Source organism: Streptomyces sp. NPDC019937 (assembly GCF_040631655.1).
Lineage (GTDB): Bacteria > Actinomycetota > Actinomycetes > Streptomycetales > Streptomycetaceae > Streptomyces.
Genome location: NZ_JBEYAL010000031.1, coordinates 105612 through 122842, shown reverse-complemented (window position 1 = coordinate 122842; position 17231 = coordinate 105612). Strand labels below are relative to the sequence as shown.

The window sequence follows — 17231 nt, the reverse complement described above, 5'->3', positions numbered from 1 at the left end:
GAGCGCGGGGCCGCGAGGTGCCGCCCGCCGCGGCAGCGGCTGATGTCACAGCGGCGTCGGGAGCCCGGCATGATCCACACGACACCCCCTAGGCGAAGACCGCGGCCACTTCGGGGATGCGGTCGATGTAGCCGTCGAGCAGCTTGCGGCCCACCGTCACCGAGTCGACCAGGGGGTGGAGCGAGAAGGCCTTCGCCGCGTCGGTGCGGGAGCCGGTGGTGGCGGCGCTGATCGTCAGGCGCTCGACCGCCTTGACCTGTTGCATCAGACCGCTCTGGTGCAGGTCGGGCTGGGTGATGGTGAGCGGGCGCACGCCACCGGCGTCGATGGTCACGGGCACCTCGACGACGGCGTCCTGGGGGAGGGCGGAGACGGTGGTTCCGTTGCGCACGTTGAGGATCATCGTGGCGCGTTCATTACGGCTGATCGCGGCCATCACCGCGAGCGCGACCCCGGCGTACCCCTGGTGCGCGGGGTCCGGCCGGAAGCTCTCGTCGGCCTGCGCCTCTCCCTGGACGGCGCCCTTGGCCTCGGCCATGTAGTTGGCGCTGCGGTCGGCGATGGTCTTCCGCCACAGCGACACGGCCGAGCCGCCGGCCGCCTCGGTCACCCGCTGGTAGAACTCCCGCTGCTGGCGGGCGAGGAACTCGCCGCGGGTCTGCGGGGCGTCGAGGATGGAGCGTACGGCTTCCCGGTTGAAGTAGTAGTAGTACAGGTACTCGTTGGGGATCACGCCGAGGTCGCGCAGCCACTCGCGCCCGAAGACGACGCCTTCCTCCAGGTCGCCGAGGCGGTCGCCCTCGAGCAGGCGGGGCAGGACGTCCTCGCCGTCATGCAGGACGCGGCGCATCCAGCCGAGGTGGTTGAGGCCGACGTAGTCGAACTGGGCCCGGGACGGGTCCAGGCCGAGGGTCGTGGCGATGCGGCGGCCCAGGCCCGACGGCGTGTCGCAGATGCCGAGGACGCGGTCGCCGAGGACGCTCTGCATCGCTTCGGTGATCATGCCGGCCGGGTTGGTGAAGTTGATGACGTAGGCGCGGGGTGCCAGGCGCCGCACCCGGTGCGCGATGTCGAGCATGACGGGAATGGTGCGCAGCCCGTAGGCCAGGCCGCCCGGGCCGGTGGTCTCCTGGCCGAGCACGTCGAGGTCGAGGGCGACCCGCTCGTCGCACGTCCGCCCCGCCAGCCCGCCCACGCGGATGGCGGCGAACACGAAGTCGGCGCCCTCCAGGGCGTCGTCGAGCGACGTGCCGACCGTCACCCGGGGTGCGTCGGCGTGGCCCTCGGCGAACTGGGCGAGCACCGCGGCCATGGCCTTGAGGCGGGCCGGGTCGGTGTCGTACAGCCACACGTCGTCGATGCGGGGGGAGCCCTCGTCGCGCAGCAGGGCCTGGTAGACGTACGGCACGCGGAATCCGCCGCCGCCGAGGATGGTCAACTTCATGCGAGTATCACCTTTCCGTCCGCTTCGCGGCAGAGCTGGAGCGTGTCGGGGTCGGCGCCGCTGGTGGTGATCAGGACGTCGATGTCGGAGAGCGAGCACACGCGCAGCGATCCGGTGCCGGGGAACTTGGTCTCGTCGGCGACCAGGACGACCTTCCCGGCGGTCCCGATCATGGCTTGCTTCAGGGGCGCCTCGACGGCCATGTTGTCCACCACATGGCCGCTCGGCCGCACTCCGGTGCAGCTGAGGAAGAGCAGGTCGGCGCTGACCTGGCGGAGCGCCTGCTCGGTGAGGGATCCCACCAGGGACTGGTAGTTGCGGCGCAGTACGCCGCCGAGCATCACCAGCCGTACGGCGTCGTCGTCGCGGAGCTCGTCGAGCACGGCCAGACTGCTGGTGATCACGGTGACGGGACGGCCCCGCAGCCGGCGGGCGATGGCCCGGGGCGTGGTGCCGATGTCCAGGACGATCACGCTGTCGTCCTCGACCAGCTTCACGGCCTCCTCGGCCATCGCGGCCTTCAGCGCCTCGTGGCGCGAGGCGACCACGTCGAACGGGACCTCGGCCGCCGCCTCCTCGCCGGCGGGCTCCGCGGAGCCCCGCGGGGACATGGCCGCTCCGCCGTAGGTGCGGACCAGCTCGCCGTCGCGGTCGAGGAGTGTCAGGTCCCGGCGGATCGTCGATTCGCTGACCTGCAGGTTCTCGGCGAGCTCGCGGACCGAGGCCACTCCGGTCGACCGGAGCGATTCGACGATCTTCGCGTGGCGTTTGCGTGAAGTCACGCGTTGAAGATAGCACCGCATGACCGAAGTCAGTCATGCGTGCCGTCGAGACCTTGTTGTGACTGACTGACTCTTGTCACGTGGCATATGCGGTGCTCATAGTTGAGCACTTCACTGCGGTCGCACCGGAGAGAGGCGGTTCCCGTGCTCGATGTGCTCTTCGCCGGCGAGGTCTTCTGCGACCTCGTCTTCGGCGGCATCCCGCACCTGCCCACCCCGGGGACCGAGGTGTACGCGGACCGGTTCGCCGTCTCCCCGGGCGGAACCGCCACCCGCGCCGTCGCCGCGGCCCGCCTGGGACTGCGGACCGGGATCTTCGGCGTGATCGGCACCGACCCCTTCGGCGAACACCTCGCCGCCCGGCTCGCGACCGAGGAGAACCTGGACCTGACCTGGCTGCGCCGCGACCCCGCCGTGCACACCCCGGTCACGGTCGCGGTGCCCCAGGAGCACGACCGGGCCTTCCTCACCTACGAGGAGGCCGGGGCCCGGCGCCCCGAGGTGTGGGAGGGCGAGCTGCCCGGCGTCCGCTTCCTGCACCTCGGCGTCGGACGGCCGCTGCCCGCCTGGGCGGCCGAACTCCGCTCCCGCGGCACCCGTGTGGTGGGCGGCGTCGGCTGGGACCCCACCGGCGACTGGTCACCGCAGCTGCTCACCCGGCTCGCCGAGGTCGACGTGTTCGTGTGCAACGCCGTCGAGGCCACGAGCTACACCCGCGCCGGCACTGTCGAGGAGGCCGTGAAGATCCTCGCCGACCACGTGCCCGACGTCGTCGTGACCGATGGCGGGCGCGGTGCGGTCGCGGTGGACGGCGGCACCGGCGAGCTGGTCCGGGCCTCCGCCCCCCATGTGGAGGCCGTCGATCCCACCGGCGCCGGCGACGTCTTCACCGCGGGGCTGATCACCGGCCTGAGCCACGGCTGGCCCCTCCCCACCCGGCTCCGCTACGCCGCGCTGTGCGCCGCCCTGTCGGTGCGCGGCCTGGGCGGCGCCGGCAGCGCGCCGTACCGGGAGGAGATCGACGCCTTCCTCGAACGCAACCCCCACAGCCCGGACGACGCCGCCCCCTGAGCGACCGCGCCACAGCACCAGAAGGAACCACCCCATGACCGAGAGAACCCCACGGCACCCCCGCCGTCGCCTCATAGCCGCAGCCGCGCTCGCCACCGGTGTCCTGACCGGCGTCGCGGCCTGTTCCCCCGGCCCGAGCGCCGACTCGTCCGCCGGCGGCACGAAGACCTCCGGCCCGGTCTCCACAGACCCCGCCAAGGCCGGGAAGGTCACCCTCACCGAGTGGGACCAGAACACCGACCCCGGCACGAACGCCTCCACCGAAGCGCTCAACAAGGCGTTCATGAAGAAGTACCCGAACGTCACCGTCAAGCGCGTCTCCCGGTCCTTCTCCGACCTCAAGACCACCCTGAAGCTCGCGCTGTCCTCCACCAACCCGCCCGACGTCGTCCAGGCGAACCAGGGCTACCCGGACATGGGCGCGTTCGTGAAGGCCCGGCTGCTGCAGCCGGTGGACCGGTACGCCAAGGCCTACGGCTGGAACAGCGCCTACCCGTCCCAGCTGCTGGACCTCAACCGCTTCACCTCCGACGGCAAGACCTGGAAGACGGGCAACCTCTACGGCGTCTCCCAGACCGGTGAGATCGTCGGCGTCTACTACAACAAGGCCAAGCTCAAGTCGCTCGGCCTGTCCGCGCCCACCACCCTCGCCGACTTCGAGAAGGCCCTGGCCAAGGCCAAGGCGTCGGGCCTCCAGCCGCTGTCCTACGGCGACGCCGACAAGAGCCCCGGCATCCACATCTTCGGCGTCGTCCAGGCCGCCACCGCCGGGAAGGCGGCGGTCCGCAAGCTCGTCTTCGACGAGGGCGGCGCCAAGTGGACCGACCCCGGCACGCTCAAGGCCGCGACCACGCTGCGCGGCTGGGCCGACAAGGGCTACCTGGGCTCCGGCTTCAACGGCCAGAGCAAGGACCAGGCCGTCGCCTCCTTCGCCAAGGGCACGTCCCTCTTCCTGGTGGACGGCACCTGGCAGGCGGCCGTCCTCGCCCCGAAGATGCACAAGAACGTCGGCTTCACCGCGCTCAGCCCCGCCGCCGGCCGGCCCCCGCTCACCCAGGGCGGCGAGGGCCTCGCCTGGTCGGTGACCTCCAAGTCCAAGCACCCCGACGTCGCCGCCGCGTACATCAACTTCCTCGTCGACCGGGGCGGCATGAAGGTCAGCGCGGCCCACGGCAACCTGCCGGCGCTGCCGCCGGCCGACTACAAGCCCACCCCCGGCACCGTCGACGCGGACGTCCTCACCCAGTGGAAGGGCGTGAGCGAGAAGGACGGACTGCTTCCCTACCTCGACTACACGACCCCGACCTTCTACGACACCCTCACCGCCGCCGTCCAGGAACTGACCGCCGGGCACCTCAGCCCCAAGGCGTTCACCGACCGGCTCCAGTCCGACTACTCCTCCTTCCAGAGCAGCAAGTAGCCCGCCCCTATGGCCACCACCGCACCCCGCACCACGGCCGCCAAGCGCCCGGCCGGCGCCCCCACCCGGGGCCCGGCCCGGCGCCGCGGCCGCGTCATCCAGTGGAAGGGCTACCTCTACGCCCTTCCCGCCCTGGCCGTCCTCACCGTCTTCCTGCTGGTCCCGCTCGGTCAGCTGGTGCAGATCTCCCTCTACCACTGGGACGGAGTGTCCGCCTCCACCTGGGCGGGGCTCGCCAACTACACCGAGATCGCCCGCGACCCGCAGCTGCGCGTGAGCTTCCTCCACTCGTTCGTCCTGATCCTGTTCTTCTCCGTCATCCCGATCACGCTCGCCCTGATGCTCGCCGCGGTCACCACCCGCGCCGGCCGGCTGCGCGGGGTCTCGGTCTTCCGGGCGATGATCTTCCTGCCGCAGGTGGTCGCCATGGTCGTGACCGCCACCGCCTGGACGGCGATCTACGCCCCCGACGGCGTCCTCAACACCGCGCTGCGCGCCATCGGCCTGGAGGCGGTCGCCCGCCCCTGGCTCGGTGACTTCTCCACCGCCCTGCCCGCCGTCGGCCTCATCGGCACCTGGCTGGAGATCGGCCTGTGCCTGGTGCTGTTCATCGCCGGTATCGGGCAGATCCCGGCGGACCTGTACGAGGCGGCGAAGCTGGACGGGGCGGGCCCGGTACGGGAGTTCTTCGCCGTCACCCTGCCCGGACTGCGCGGGCAGATCACCGTCGCGCTCACCCTCACCGTGATCGCCGCCCTGCGCACCTTCGACCTGGTGTACGTCGCCACCCACGGCGGCCCCGGCGACGCCACCAGCCTGCCCGCCTACGAGGTCTACAACCGGGCCTTCGGCACCAGCCAGGTGGGTTCGGCCTGCGCCATCGCGGTCGTGCTGACCGTGGTGATCCTCTTTCTCACCTTCCTGATCACCAAGCTCCAGCCACAGGAGGACGAGACGTGATCTCCGGACGCGAACGCCTGCTGAACTACGCCATCCTCACCGTCTTCGCCGCACTGGCCCTGGTGCCGCTGATCGGCGTGGTGGCGTCCGCGCTGACCCCGGCCGCGCAGTCCTCGCCCTCCTTCACCTGGCCCCACCACCTGGACTTCGGCAACTTCGCCGCCGCCTGGCGCCAGGGCCACTTCGGCACCTACCTGTCCTCCAGCGTGCTGGTCGCGGTGGCGGTGGTGCTCCTGACGTCCGTCCTGGCGATCCTGGCGGGCTTCTCCTTCGCCCACTTCGACTACCCAGGCCGCTCGCTGCTGTTCTACGTCACCCTCGTCGGGCTGATGATCCCGCCCGAGGCCTTCGTCATCCCGCTCTACTTCAACCTGCGCGACACCGGACTGACCAACTCCTACTGGTCGCTGATCCTCCCGCAGACCGCCCAGTCCCTCGCGTTCAGCGTCTTCTGGATGCGCAACTTCTTCCGCTCGGTGCCGACCAGCGTCATCGAGGCGGCGCGCCTGGACGGGGCGTCCGACTGGCGGCTGCTGTGGCGGATCCTGGTGCCCACCAGCCGCCCGGCACTGCTGACGATGGCGATGCTGGTGTTCATGTGGACCTGGAACGAGTTCCTGCTCCCGCTGGTCATGATCACCGACGAGAACAAGCGCACCGCACCGCTCGGCCTGGCCTTCTTCCAGAGCGAGCACACCACCCAGTACTCCCTGCTGGCGGCCGCCTCCATCATCGTGGCCCTGCCGGTCGTCGCCCTGTACGTCTTCCTCCAGCGGCACTTCATCTCCGGCATGCTCTCCGGCGCGGTGAAGGGCTGACGCCGCCCACAGCCGCGACAACACCCGGGCGCCGGGCGGACCCTCGGCCCGCCCGGCGCCCGGGCACGTCACACGCTCGCGGCTTTACGCGGGCACGCTCGCGACGCCCGGGGCCAGGAACCGCTTCCCGTTCACCCGCTCCGAGACGCCCTCACGGTCCAGGTACGGCGTGAGGCCGCCCAGGTGGAAGGGCCAGCCGGCGCCGGTGATCAGGCACAGGTCGATGTCCTGCGCCTCGGCGACGACGCCCTCGTCCAGCATCAGGCCGATCTCCTGCGTGACGGCGTCCAGCACCCGCTCGCGCACCTGCTCCTCCGTCAGGACCGTGCCGCCCTGCTGGAGCAGCGCGGCGACCTCCGGGTCCAGCTCCGGCTTCCCGGAGTCGTAGACGTAGAAGCCGCGCTTGCCCGCCTCGACCACGCGCTTGAGGTTCGGCGAGACCGTGAAGCGGTCCGGGAAGGCGCCGTGCAGCGTCTCGGAGACGTGCAGGCCGATGGCCGGGCCGACCAGCTCCAGCAGCACCAGCGGGGACATCGGCAGCCCGAGCGGCTCCACCGCGCGCTCCGCGACGTCGACCGGGGTGCCCTCGTCGATGACGTTCTGGATCTCGCCCATGAAGCGGGTCAGGATCCGGTTGACGACGAACGCCGGGGCGTCCTTGACCAGGACGGCGGTCTTCTTCAGCTTCTTGGCCACCCCGAAGGCCGTCGCCAGCGACGCGTCATCGGTCTTCTCACCGCGGACGATCTCCAGCAGCGGCAGGATCGCCACCGGGTTGAAGAAGTGGAAGCCCACGACCCGCTCGGGGTGCTGGAGCTTGGACGCCATCTCGCTGACCGACAGCGAGGAGGTGTTGGTGGCGAGGATGGCGTGCTCCGGCACGACCGCCTCGACCTCGGCGAACACCTGCTGCTTGACGCCCATCTCCTCGAAGACGGCCTCGATGACGAAGTCGGCGTCCCCGAAGGCGGCGGCCTTGTCCAGCGAACCGGTCACCGCGGCCTTGAGCCGGTTGGCCTTGTCCTGGTTGATACGGCCCTTGAGCAGCAGCTTGTCGATCTCGCCGTGGACGTAGCCGACGCCCTTGTCGACGCGCTCCTGGTCGATGTCGGTCAGCACGACCGGCACCTCAAGGCGGCGCGCGAACAGCAGCGCCAGCTGCGAGGCCATCAGCCCCGCGCCCACCACGCCGACCTTGCCGACCGGGCGGGCGAGCGACTTGTCCGGGGCGCCGGCCGGGCGCTTGGCGCGCTTCTGCACCAGGTTGAAGGCGTAGATGCCGCTGCGCAGCTCGCCGCCCATGATGAGGTCGGCGAGCGCCTTCTCCTCGGCCTCGTAGCCGCGGGCCAGGTCGCCGTTGCGGGCCGCGTCGATGATCTCCAGCGCCCGGTAGGCGGCCGGGGCCGCCCCGTGCACCTTGCCGTCGGCGATGGCGCGGCCGCGCACCACGGCCTCGTGCCAGGCGTCGCCGCGGTCGATCTCGGGGCGGGCGATCTCGATCTCGCCCCTGAGGACGGCCGCGGTCCAGATCAGCGACTGCTCCAGGAAGTCCGCGCCCTCGAAGATCGCGTCGGCGATCCCCAGCTCGTAGACCTGCTTCCCCTTGAGCTGCTTGTTCTGGTTGAGCGAGTTCTCGATGATGACCGAGACCGCGCGGTCCGCGCCGATCAGGTTCGGCAGCAGGGTGCAGCCGCCCCAGCCGGGGACCAGGCCGAGGAACACCTCGGGCAGCGAGAACGCGGGCAGCGCGGCGGAGACGGTGCGGTAGGTGCAGTGCAGGCCGACCTCGACACCGCCGCCCATCGCCGCGCCGTTGTAGTAGGCGAAGGTGGGCACGGAGAGCGCGGACAGCCGCTTGAAGACGTCGTGGCCGCCCTTGCCGATGGCGAGCGCGTCCTCGTGGCGCTTCAGCAGCTCCACGCCCTTGAGGTCGGCGCCGACGGCGAAGATGAACGGCTTGCCGGTGATGCCGACGCCGGTGATCGCGCCGTCCGCGGCCTCCTTCTCCACCTGGTCGATCGCCGCTCCCAGGTTCGCCAGCGAGGCCGGGCCGAAGGTGGTGGGCTTGGTGTGGTCGAGCCCGTTGTCCAGGGTGATGAGCGCGAAGCGGCCCGCGTCCTGGGGGAGGTCGAGGTGGCGGACGTGCGCCTGCGTCACGACCTCGTCCGGGAACAGCTCGGCCGCTCCCTTGAGAAGCTCTGCGGTGGTAGTCACTTGTTCCCCTCGAAGTGCGGGTTCTCCCAGATCACGGTGCCCCCCATGCCGAAACCGATGCACATGGTGGTGATGCCGTAGCGGACCTCCGGCTGCTCCTCGAACTGCCGCGCCAGCTGCGTCATCAGGCGGACGCCGGAGGAGGCGAGCGGGTGGCCGAAGGCGATCGCGCCGCCGTACTGGTTGACGCGCGGGTCGTCGTCCGCGATGCCGTAGTGGTCCAGGAACGACAGCACCTGGACGGCGAACGCCTCGTTGATCTCGAACAGGCCGATGTCATCGATCGTCAGCCCGGCCTTGGACAGGGCCTTCTTGGTGGCCGGGACCGGGCCGTAGCCCATCACCTCGGGCTCGACGCCCGCGAAGGCGAACGACACCAGGCGCATCCGGACCGGCAGCTCCAGCTCCCGGGCGAAGTCCTCGGAGGCGATCAAGGAGGCGGTGGCGCCGTCGTTGAGCCCCGCGGAGTTGCCCGCGGTGACCCGGCCGTGGGGCCGGAACGGGGTCTTCAGCGTGGCCAGGTTCTCCAGCGTGGTGCCCGGGCGCATCGGCTCGTCGGCGGTCGCCAGCCCCCAGCCGGTCTCCCCGCCCTCGGGGGTGGTGCGGCGCACCGAGACCGGCACCAGGTCCTGCTGGATCTTGCCGTTGGCGTACGCCTTGGCGGCCTTCTCCTGGCTGCGCACCGCGAACTCGTCGGCGCGCTGCTTGGTGAGGTGCGGCAGCCGGTCGTGCAGGTTCTCCGCCGTCATGCCCATGAAGAGGGCCGACTCGTCGACCAGCTTCTCGGAGACGAACCGCGGGTTCGGGTCGACGCCCTCGCCCATCGGGTGGCGGCCCATGTGCTCCACGCCGCCCGCGACGACGGCGTCGTACGCGCCGAAGGCGATGGAGCCCGCGGTCGTGGTGACGGCGGTCATGGCACCGGCGCACATCCGGTCGATCGAGTAGCCGGGGACCGACTGCGGCAGCCCGGCCAGGATGCCCGCCGTGCGGCCGATGGTCAGGCCCTGGTCCCCGATCTGGGTGGTCGCGGCGACGGCCACCTCGTCGATGCGCTCCGGCGGCAGATCCGGGTTGCGTCGCAGCAGCTCCCGGATGCACTTGACGACCAGGTCGTCGGCGCGGGTCTCGTGGTAGATGCCCTTCGGGCCCGCCTTGCCGAACGGGGTACGGACGCCGTCGACGAAGACGACGTCCCTAGCGGTACGAGGCACGTTGGCTCTCCTCCAGGTGCGGGATGGCACTGCTGCGGGCACGCCATCGGCGCGCCTCCACACCCTCATGCTACTTATGAGTAACCACGCTGCCCAGTCTTCGCCGCCGTAGCGTCGAAGGTCACAGGTCACAGCGCGAAAAGGACCGGCGGCCGAGGCCGCCGGTCCACGCGCGTCACATCACGCCGGACGTCGCTCCGGACTCACGCGGTCTCCGTCCGCAGGGCGCCGGTCAGGACCGTGGACACCTGGTCGATCTGCCAGGGGCGGGCGCCGTGAGCGGCGAGAACGTCCGCCACCGCGTCCGTCGTCGGCTCCGCCGGGGGCTCCCAGCACAGCCGCCGGACCGTATCCGGGGCGATCAGGTTCTCCTGCGGCAGATTCAGCCGTTCGGCGAGCGCCGTCACCGCCGTGCGGGCCGCCGAGAGCCGGGCCGCCGCGGCCGGGTCCTTGTCGGCCCACGCGCGCGGCGGGGGCGGACCGGCCACCGGCTGGCCGGGCTGCGGGAGCTCGGCCTCCGGCAGGGCCCGGGCCCGGTCCACCGCGGCCTGCCACTGCTCCAGCTGGCGGCGGCTCATCCGGTGGCCGAAGCCGCTGAGCGCGGACAGCGCCCGGGCGTTCACCGGCAGCGCGAGCGCGGCCTCCACGATCGCCGCGTCCCCCAGCACCTTGCCGGGCGAGACGTCGCGGCGCTGGGCGATCCGGTCCCGGGCCGTCCACAGCTCCCGCACCACGGCCATCTGCCGTCGTCGTCTCACCTTGTGCATCCCCGACGTACGCCGCCAGGGGTCCTTGCGGGGCGGGGCGGGCGGGGCCGCGGCGATGGCCGCGAACTCCTGGTGGGCCCACTCCAGCTTCCCCTGCCGGGTCAGCTCCTCCTCCAGCGCGTCCCGCAGGTCGACCAGCAGCTCCACATCGAGCGCGGCGTAGTGCAGCCACGGCTCGGGGAGCGGGCGGGTCGACCAGTCGACGGCCGAATGACCCTTCTCCAGCGCGTAGCCGAGGATGTTCTCGACCATGGCGCCGAGCCCCACCCGGGCGAACCCGGCCAGCCGGCCCGCGAGTTCGGTGTCGAAGAGCCGGTCCGGGACCATGCCTATGTCACGCAGGCACGGCAGGTCCTGGGTCGCGGCATGCAGCACCCACTCGGCGTCGGCGATGGCGGCCCCCAGGCCCGACAGGTCGGGGCAGCCGATGGGGTCGATCAGTGCGGTCCCCGCTCCGGCCCGGCGCAGCTGGACCAGATAGGCCCGCTGTCCGTAGCGGTAGCCGGAGGCGCGCTCGGCGTCGACGGCCACGGGGCCGTGGCCCGCGGCGAAGGCCGCGACGACGTCGGCGAGCGCGTCCGGGTCGGCGGTGACGGGCGGAATGCCCTCACGCGGCTCCAGCAAGGGGACCGGCGCCGGGGGGAGGTCGTCCGGAGGAGCGCCCCCGGTGGTTCGCAGTGTCGTCTCTGCTGCGGTCTCTTGGGCGTCGGTCACCTGTCAAGGGTAGCTGTGTACGGGGAGTACACAGGGCGCCCGTCGACGGAACGTTCCGTCGACGGGCGCGGGGGCGGTGCCGGACGGGGCGATCCCCGCCGCAGGACTTCAGTGGATGATGCCGGTACGCAGCGCGACCGCGACCATGCCGGCCCGGTCGCCGGTGCCGAGCTTGCGGGCGATGCGGGCGAGGTGGCTCTTGACGGTGAGTGCGGACAGGCCCATCGAGACGCCGATGGCCTTGTTGGACTGGCCCTCCGCAACCAGCCTCAGCACCTCGACCTCGCGTCCCGACAGCTCCCGGTAGCCACCCGGGTGACCGGGGGCGCCCGGCGGGCGGCGGTGCATCCGGGCGGCGGCGGCGCCGATGGGGGCGGCGCCGGGGCGTCCGGGGATGCCCAGGTTGGTGCGGGTGCCGGTGACGACGTAGCCCTTGACGCCACCGGCCAGCGCGTTGCGCACCGCGCCGATGTCGTCGGCGGCGGAGAGGGCCAGCCCGTTCGGCCAGCCCGCGGCGCGGGTCTCGGACAGCAGGGTGAGGCCGGAGCCGTCGGGGAGGTGGACCTCGGCGACGCAGATGTCGCGCGGGTTGCCGATACGGGGGCGGGCCTCCGCGACGGACGACGCCTCGATGACGTCGCGCACCCCGAGGGCCCACAGGTGACGGGTGACGGTGGAACGAACGCGGGGGTCGGCGACGACGACCATGGCCGTCGGCTTGTTCGGGCGATAGGCGACCAGGCTGGACGGTTGCTCGAGGAGAACAGACACCAGGCCTCCTGGAAAGTGGTGGGACGGGTCACCACTCCTTCGGCACCGATACGGTCCAGCTTTAGGGAATGATCACGATTTGGTGAGTAACAATTCGGGCAATCTCGGTCAGACGGGGTTGCCTGAGCGCCCGGAAGCGCACAGCGCGACCGGGCGGCGGGGCGGATACGGAGGGTCAGCGGGGCTGGGGGCCGCGGCGCTGGGGGAGTGAGACCACACCCGCCTCCGTGGTCCCGGCCGGCGGCAGCCCGGCGATCTGGCACAGCAGATCGCACCAGGCCGCCAGGTGCGCCCCGGTGTCGGGGACGCCCAGCGGCTCCGCGGCCGCCTCGTCCGCCCGCTCCGGGCGGGCCGGCTCGGGGGAGGGGCGGTCCGACGGCGTCCAGGAGGCGCGGATCTCGATCCGGGTCGAGGGCTCCCGCTCCCCGATCCCGCCGAAGTAGTGCGAGCTGGCGCGCGTGACCGTGCCGCTGGGCTCCACGCAGCCGAGGCCGCGCGCGTCCAGCGCTCCGGTGAGCCACGACCAGCACACCTCGGGCAGCAGGGGATCCGCCGCGATCTCCGGCTCCAGGTCGGCGTGGATGAGCGTGACCAGCCGGAAGGTGCCGCGCCAGGCGTCGTGGCCCGCCGGATCGTGCAGCAGGATGAGCCGGCCCTCGGCCAGCTCGTCCTCGTCGTCGTCGGCGGCGGTGGCGTCCGTGACCACCGCTTCGAGTGCGTAGGAGAACGGCGCCAGCCGGCGCGGCGGTGGGGTCGGATCGAGCTCCACCTCCGGCCGCACCCGTACCGCGCGCAGACCGGCGACCGCACGCCGGAAGGCGAGCGGGGTGCCCTCCCCGCCCGCGTCCGGGCCGTCAGCACCGTCAGCACCGTTCGAGAGGTGTCCTTGAACCGCTGCCATGCCCGGAAGACTAGGCGCACCGAGGGCTCCAACCGGGGAGGAACACCCGGGTTGGCGGGTCACTCGTTCGGCCCGTGCGAAGATTTGGTGCATGAGCGCCACAGAGCGGCCCTCGGGCCAGCAGCAGACCGGCCGTCCGGCGGCGAACCCCTGCGCCGATTCGGCCTTCCTCCGGGCCTGTCGACGCGAGCCGGTGCCGCACACCCCGGTGTGGTTCATGCGGCAGGCGGGGCGCTCGCTGCCGGAGTACCACAAGGTCCGTCAGGGCATCGCCATGCTGGACTCCTGCACGCGGCCCGACCTGGTCACGGAGATCACGCTGCAGCCGGTGCGCCGTCACCGGGTGGACGCCGCGATCTACTTCAGCGACATCGTGGTGCCGCTCAAGGCGATCGGGATCGACCTCGACATCAAGCCGGGGGTCGGCCCCGTCGTGGAGCGTCCGATCCGCAGCCGGGCGGATCTGGAGCGGCTGCGTCCGCTCGACCCCGATGATGTGAAGTACGTCACCGAGGCCGTCGGGATGCTCGTCGGGGAGCTGGGCGCCACCCCCCTCATCGGCTTCGCGGGCGCGCCCTTCACGCTCGCCAGCTATCTGGTCGAGGGCGGCCCGTCGCGCAACCACGAGCACACCAAGGCGCTCATGTACGGCGACCCGGAGCTGTGGGCCGATCTGCTGGACCGGCTCGCGGACATCACCGCCACCTTCCTGAAGGTGCAGATCGAGGCGGGCGCCTCGGCCGTGCAGCTCTTCGACTCCTGGGTCGGCGCCCTGGCCCCGTCCGACTACCGGCGCAGCGTGATGCCCGCCTCCGCGAAGGTCTTCGAGGCCGTCGCCGGCTACGGCGTGCCGCGCATCCACTTCGGTGCCGGCACCGGTGAGCTGCTCGGCCTGCTCGGCGAGGCCGGGGCGGACGTCGTCGGCGCCGACTGGCGGGTGCCGCTGGACGAGGCCGCCCGGCGGGTGGGCCCCGGCAAGGCGCTGCAGGGCAACCTCGACCCCGCCGTGCTGTTCGCGCCGCGCGAGGCCGTGGAGGCCAAGGCGGCCGAGGTGCTGGACGCGGCCCAGGGGCTTGAGGGGCACATCTTCAACCTCGGCCACGGCGTGCTGCCCACCACCGACCCGGACGCCCTGACCCGGCTCGTCGAGTACGTCCACACCCGCACCGAGCGCTGACGCGTCCGGCGGCGCCGGACCGCTACCGGCCGGTGGCCTCCCGTACGACGGCCGCCGCCTTGCGCGCCGCCACCTGCACCGGGTCCCACACCGGGGAGAACGGCGGGGCGTACCCCAGGTCCAGCGACGCGACCTGCTCGACCGTCATCCCGGCGGTGAGCGCGACCGCCGCGGTGTCCACGCGCTTGCCCGCGCCCTCCCGGCCGACGATCTGCACCCCGAGCAGCCGCCCCGTGCGGCGCTCGGCGAGCATCTTCACCGTCATCGGGCGGGCGTCGGGGTAGTACCCGGCGCGGCTGGTGGACTCGGCGGTGACGGTGTGGAAGCGCAGCCCCACCGACTCCGCCTGGGCCTCCAGCAGTCCGGTGCGGGCGATCTCCAGATCGCAGACCTTGCTGACCGCGGTGCCGACCACGCCGGGGAACGTCGCATAGCCGCCACCGATGTTGGTGCCGATGACCTGGCCCTGCTTGTTGGCATGGGTGCCCAGCGGGATGTGCCGGGTGCGGCCGGACATCAGGTCCAGGACCTCGACGCAGTCGCCGCCCGCCCAGATGTTGGCGTGGCCGCGCACCCGCATGGCCAGGTCGGTGAGCAGCCCGCCCGACTCGCCCAGCGGCAGACCCGCCTCCCGGGCGAGCCGGGTCTCCGGGGCCACCCCGAGGCCCAGCACCACCAGCTCGGCGGGGTATTCGCCGCCCTTGGTGGCCACCCCGCGCACCCGGCCGTCCTCGCCGGTCAGCACCTCGGCGACCTCCGCGCCGGTCACGGTGTCGATGCCGAGCCCGCTCATCGCGTCCCGCACCAGCCGCCCCATGTCGGGGTCGAGGGTGGCCATCGGCTGCTCGCCGCGCTCCAGGACGGTGACCCGGCAGCCACGGCGGGTCAGCGCCTCGGCCATCTCCACCCCGATGTATCCGGCGCCGACCACGACGGCCCGCTCGACCGTCCGGCCCTCCAGGGTCTCCAGCAGCGCCCGCCCGTCGTCCAGGGTCTGCACCCCGTGCACCCCGGGCGTGTCGATGCCGGGCATGCCGGGGCGGCGGGGGCGGGCGCCGGTGGCGATGACCAGGTCGTCGAAGCCGTGCCAGCGCTCGGCGCCGCCGGGCGCGTCCAGCTCCCGGACCCGGACCCGCTGCCCGGCGACGTCGATCTCGGTCACCTCGCTGCGGAGGCGGACGTCGATACCGCGCGCGCGGTGGGCCTCCGGGGTGCGGGCGACGAGGTCGTCGGGGCCGTCCACCAGACCTCCGGCCCAGTACGGGATGCCGCAGGCCGAGTACGACGTGAAGTGGCCGCGCTCGAAGGCGATGATCTCCAGCTCGCCCGGTGTGCCGAGCCTGCGCGCCCGGGAGGCGGCGGACATCCCCGCCGCGTCGCCCCCGATGACCACCATCCGCCGTGCTGCCGCCATCGCGTCCGCCCCTTCGTCGCCGTATGCCGTGGTCCGTCGGGTACCACGCTACGAGCGCGCCATGGGTTCGCGGACCAGGACGTACAGAACGGCACTCGTGAGCATCAGCGCGCCGTCGATGTAGACGGCGGACGTCCAGCTGCCGTACGTGTCGAAGAGGGTGCCGCTCAGCGCCGGGCTGATCACCGCGCCGATCTCCCCGACCAGGTTGAACAGGCCGAAGGCGGCGCCGCGCTCGGACGCGTCGACCACATCGTTCAGCAGGGCGTGCGCCATCGGCTGGAGGGCGTTGAAGAACAGGCTGGTGACGAACAGCAGGATCGACATCACCAGCAGGGACGGCTTCTCCTGGGCCTGGAGATAGGCCGCGAAGACCAGCACCAGCACCCCCTGGACCAGGGTGAACGCGATCAGCAGCGGCCGCCGCCCCCACCCCCGGTCCTTCGCCAGGTCCGACAGCCGGCCGCCGGCCGGGAAGCCGAGGATGCCCGCGCCCGCGTTGAACGTCGCGACCAGCGCCGCGTTCTGGAAGGAGCTGTGGGCGGCGTCGGCGACGATCGACACCGACCAGAAACTGAAGAACCACAGGTTCCACATGACCGCGATGAAGGCGAAGCTGAGCAGCAGCACATCGCGGTTCCGGGAGATGGCGCCGAGCCGCGACCCGCGCCTGGCGAGGATGGCCCCGATCAGCACGAACGCGAGCACGCACTCCAGGACGGCCACGCCCCAGCTCGGCATCCCCGCCCCGTCGGCGATCAGATAGACCGCCATGACGGCCGCGCACAGCACTCCCGAGATCCCCAGCAGCCGCAGGGTGGAGCCGGTGGCCTTCAGCGGGCCGCCGATGCGGCGCATATAGACCGTGGTGATCCAGCCGAACGCGAGCGTGGCACCGCCCAGCACCAGGAACGGCATCCGCCAGGCGTCCTCCCGGCCGAACGCCTCGGCGCCCCAGTCGATCAGATAGGGCGTGCTGATGGTCGCGATCGTCAGCCCGATGGACAGCCCGGTGATGGCCACGCCCATGCCGAAACTGGTCTTCGCGGGCGGGGTGCGCTGGGCGATCAGCGCGCGGTCGTTGGAGTAGAAGACGCCCTCGCCCAGACCGGTCAGCACCCGCAGCACGACGAACGCGATCAGCCCGCTCACCAGCCCGCTGGCCAGGGTCGCCACCCCGGCCCACAGCAGCGAGACGGCGAGCATGGTGCGGTGCCCGAAGCGGTCCCCGAGATAGCCGCCGGGGAACTGGGTGAGCATGTAGCCCGCGAAGAAGAGGCTGCCGATCAGTCCGCCGAGGGCATGCGGATGGCCGGCGGAGCCCAGCATGCCGTGGTCGTTGTCGATCAGCCAGGTGACCACCGGTCCGGTGAGGGTGCGATCGGCATAGGAGAAGAGCCAGCCGCCGAGCAGCATGGCCCACAGCGTGTGGTACGGCTGCCAGCCGGTGCGCCGGGCGGTCGGCTCCCGCGCTGCGGTGTCCTCGGTGGTCACTTCGGGCGGCCCCCTTGGGCGTTGGGCGTTCCAGCTCGGAGCGCGGTGCGGCCCACAGGATGTGACGTGG

Annotated in this window: 14 protein-coding genes; 5 read left to right on the top strand and 9 right to left on the bottom strand. The window is 72.0% G+C overall.

The features are described from left to right. Nucleotides 1-88 precede the first annotated feature (88 nt). Nucleotides 89-1444, bottom strand: a complete 1356-nt coding sequence (locus tag ABZ562_RS28545; protein WP_361484984.1) for a 6-phospho-beta-glucosidase — start codon at nt 1442-1444, stop codon at nt 89-91. Next, nucleotides 1441-2226, bottom strand: a complete 786-nt coding sequence (locus ABZ562_RS28540; RefSeq protein WP_361484982.1) for a DeoR/GlpR family DNA-binding transcription regulator — start codon at nt 2224-2226, stop codon at nt 1441-1443. Before ABZ562_RS28540 ends, ABZ562_RS28545 begins: the two co-directional genes overlap by 4 nt. Before the next feature lie 144 nt (nt 2227-2370). On the opposite strand from ABZ562_RS28540, the gene ABZ562_RS28535 reads away from it, so the two are divergent. The 4 genes from ABZ562_RS28535 to ABZ562_RS28520 are packed head-to-tail and all read left to right on the top strand — an operon-like array spanning nt 2371 to nt 6495. Continuing rightward, complete coding sequence (locus ABZ562_RS28535) at nt 2371-3297, top strand: PfkB family carbohydrate kinase (RefSeq protein WP_361484980.1); 927 nt, start codon at nt 2371-2373, stop codon at nt 3295-3297. A 34-nt stretch (nt 3298-3331) separates the two neighbouring features. After that, complete coding sequence (locus ABZ562_RS28530; protein WP_361484978.1) at nt 3332-4717, top strand: extracellular solute-binding protein; 1386 nt, start codon at nt 3332-3334, stop codon at nt 4715-4717. A 9-nt stretch (nt 4718-4726) separates the two neighbouring features. Then, nucleotides 4727-5677, top strand: coding sequence for a sugar ABC transporter permease (locus ABZ562_RS28525; RefSeq protein WP_079038324.1), 951 nt, complete (start codon nt 4727-4729; stop codon nt 5675-5677). Next, entirely contained in the window at nt 5674-6495 is an 822-nt protein-coding gene (locus ABZ562_RS28520) for a carbohydrate ABC transporter permease (protein ID WP_361484975.1), read from the top strand. Before ABZ562_RS28525 ends, ABZ562_RS28520 begins: the two co-directional genes overlap by 4 nt. Before the next feature lie 84 nt (nt 6496-6579). Here the strand turns inward: ABZ562_RS28520 and ABZ562_RS28515 are convergent, their stop codons facing one another. The 5 genes from ABZ562_RS28515 to ABZ562_RS28495 all read right to left on the bottom strand — a co-directional run bounded on the left by ABZ562_RS28515 (nt 6580) and on the right by ABZ562_RS28495 (nt 13076). Further along, nucleotides 6580-8709 (bottom strand): 3-hydroxyacyl-CoA dehydrogenase NAD-binding domain-containing protein, encoded by a 2130-nt coding sequence (locus tag ABZ562_RS28515; protein ID WP_361484973.1) that lies wholly within the window; start codon nt 8707-8709, stop codon nt 6580-6582. Continuing rightward, nucleotides 8706-9923: an acetyl-CoA C-acyltransferase gene (locus tag ABZ562_RS28510; RefSeq protein WP_361484971.1), complete on the bottom strand. Its 1218-nt coding sequence runs from the start codon at nt 9921-9923 to the stop codon at nt 8706-8708. The genes ABZ562_RS28515 and ABZ562_RS28510 overlap by 4 nt, the downstream gene beginning before the upstream one ends. 203 nt (nt 9924-10126) lie before the next feature. Next, nucleotides 10127-11404 carry a ribonuclease D gene (locus ABZ562_RS28505; RefSeq protein WP_361484969.1) on the bottom strand — a complete coding sequence of 426 codons (1278 nt, stop codon included), beginning with the start codon at nt 11402-11404 and terminating at the stop codon, nt 10127-10129. A 108-nt stretch (nt 11405-11512) separates the two neighbouring features. After that, nucleotides 11513-12175, bottom strand: a complete 663-nt coding sequence (locus ABZ562_RS28500; RefSeq protein ID WP_055549586.1) for a LuxR C-terminal-related transcriptional regulator — start codon at nt 12173-12175, stop codon at nt 11513-11515. A gap of 175 nt (nt 12176-12350) precedes the next feature. Then, nucleotides 12351-13076 carry a DUF3000 domain-containing protein gene (locus ABZ562_RS28495; protein ID WP_361484967.1) on the bottom strand — a complete coding sequence of 242 codons (726 nt, stop codon included), beginning with the start codon at nt 13074-13076 and terminating at the stop codon, nt 12351-12353. A 91-nt stretch (nt 13077-13167) separates the two neighbouring features. On the opposite strand from ABZ562_RS28495, the gene hemE reads away from it, so the two are divergent. Then, entirely contained in the window at nt 13168-14253 is a 1086-nt protein-coding gene (hemE, locus tag ABZ562_RS28490; protein ID WP_361484965.1) for a uroporphyrinogen decarboxylase, read from the top strand. Nucleotides 14254-14275: 22 nt separating this feature from the next. On the opposite strand, the gene ABZ562_RS28485 is transcribed toward hemE, so the two are convergent. Next, nucleotides 14276-15667, bottom strand: coding sequence for an FAD-dependent oxidoreductase (locus ABZ562_RS28485; RefSeq protein WP_361484963.1), 1392 nt, complete (start codon nt 15665-15667; stop codon nt 14276-14278). 48 nt (nt 15668-15715) lie between these two features. Further along, nucleotides 15716-17161, bottom strand: a complete 1446-nt coding sequence (locus ABZ562_RS28480) for an MFS transporter (protein WP_361484961.1) — start codon at nt 17159-17161, stop codon at nt 15716-15718. Nucleotides 17162-17231: the final 70 nt, after the last annotated feature.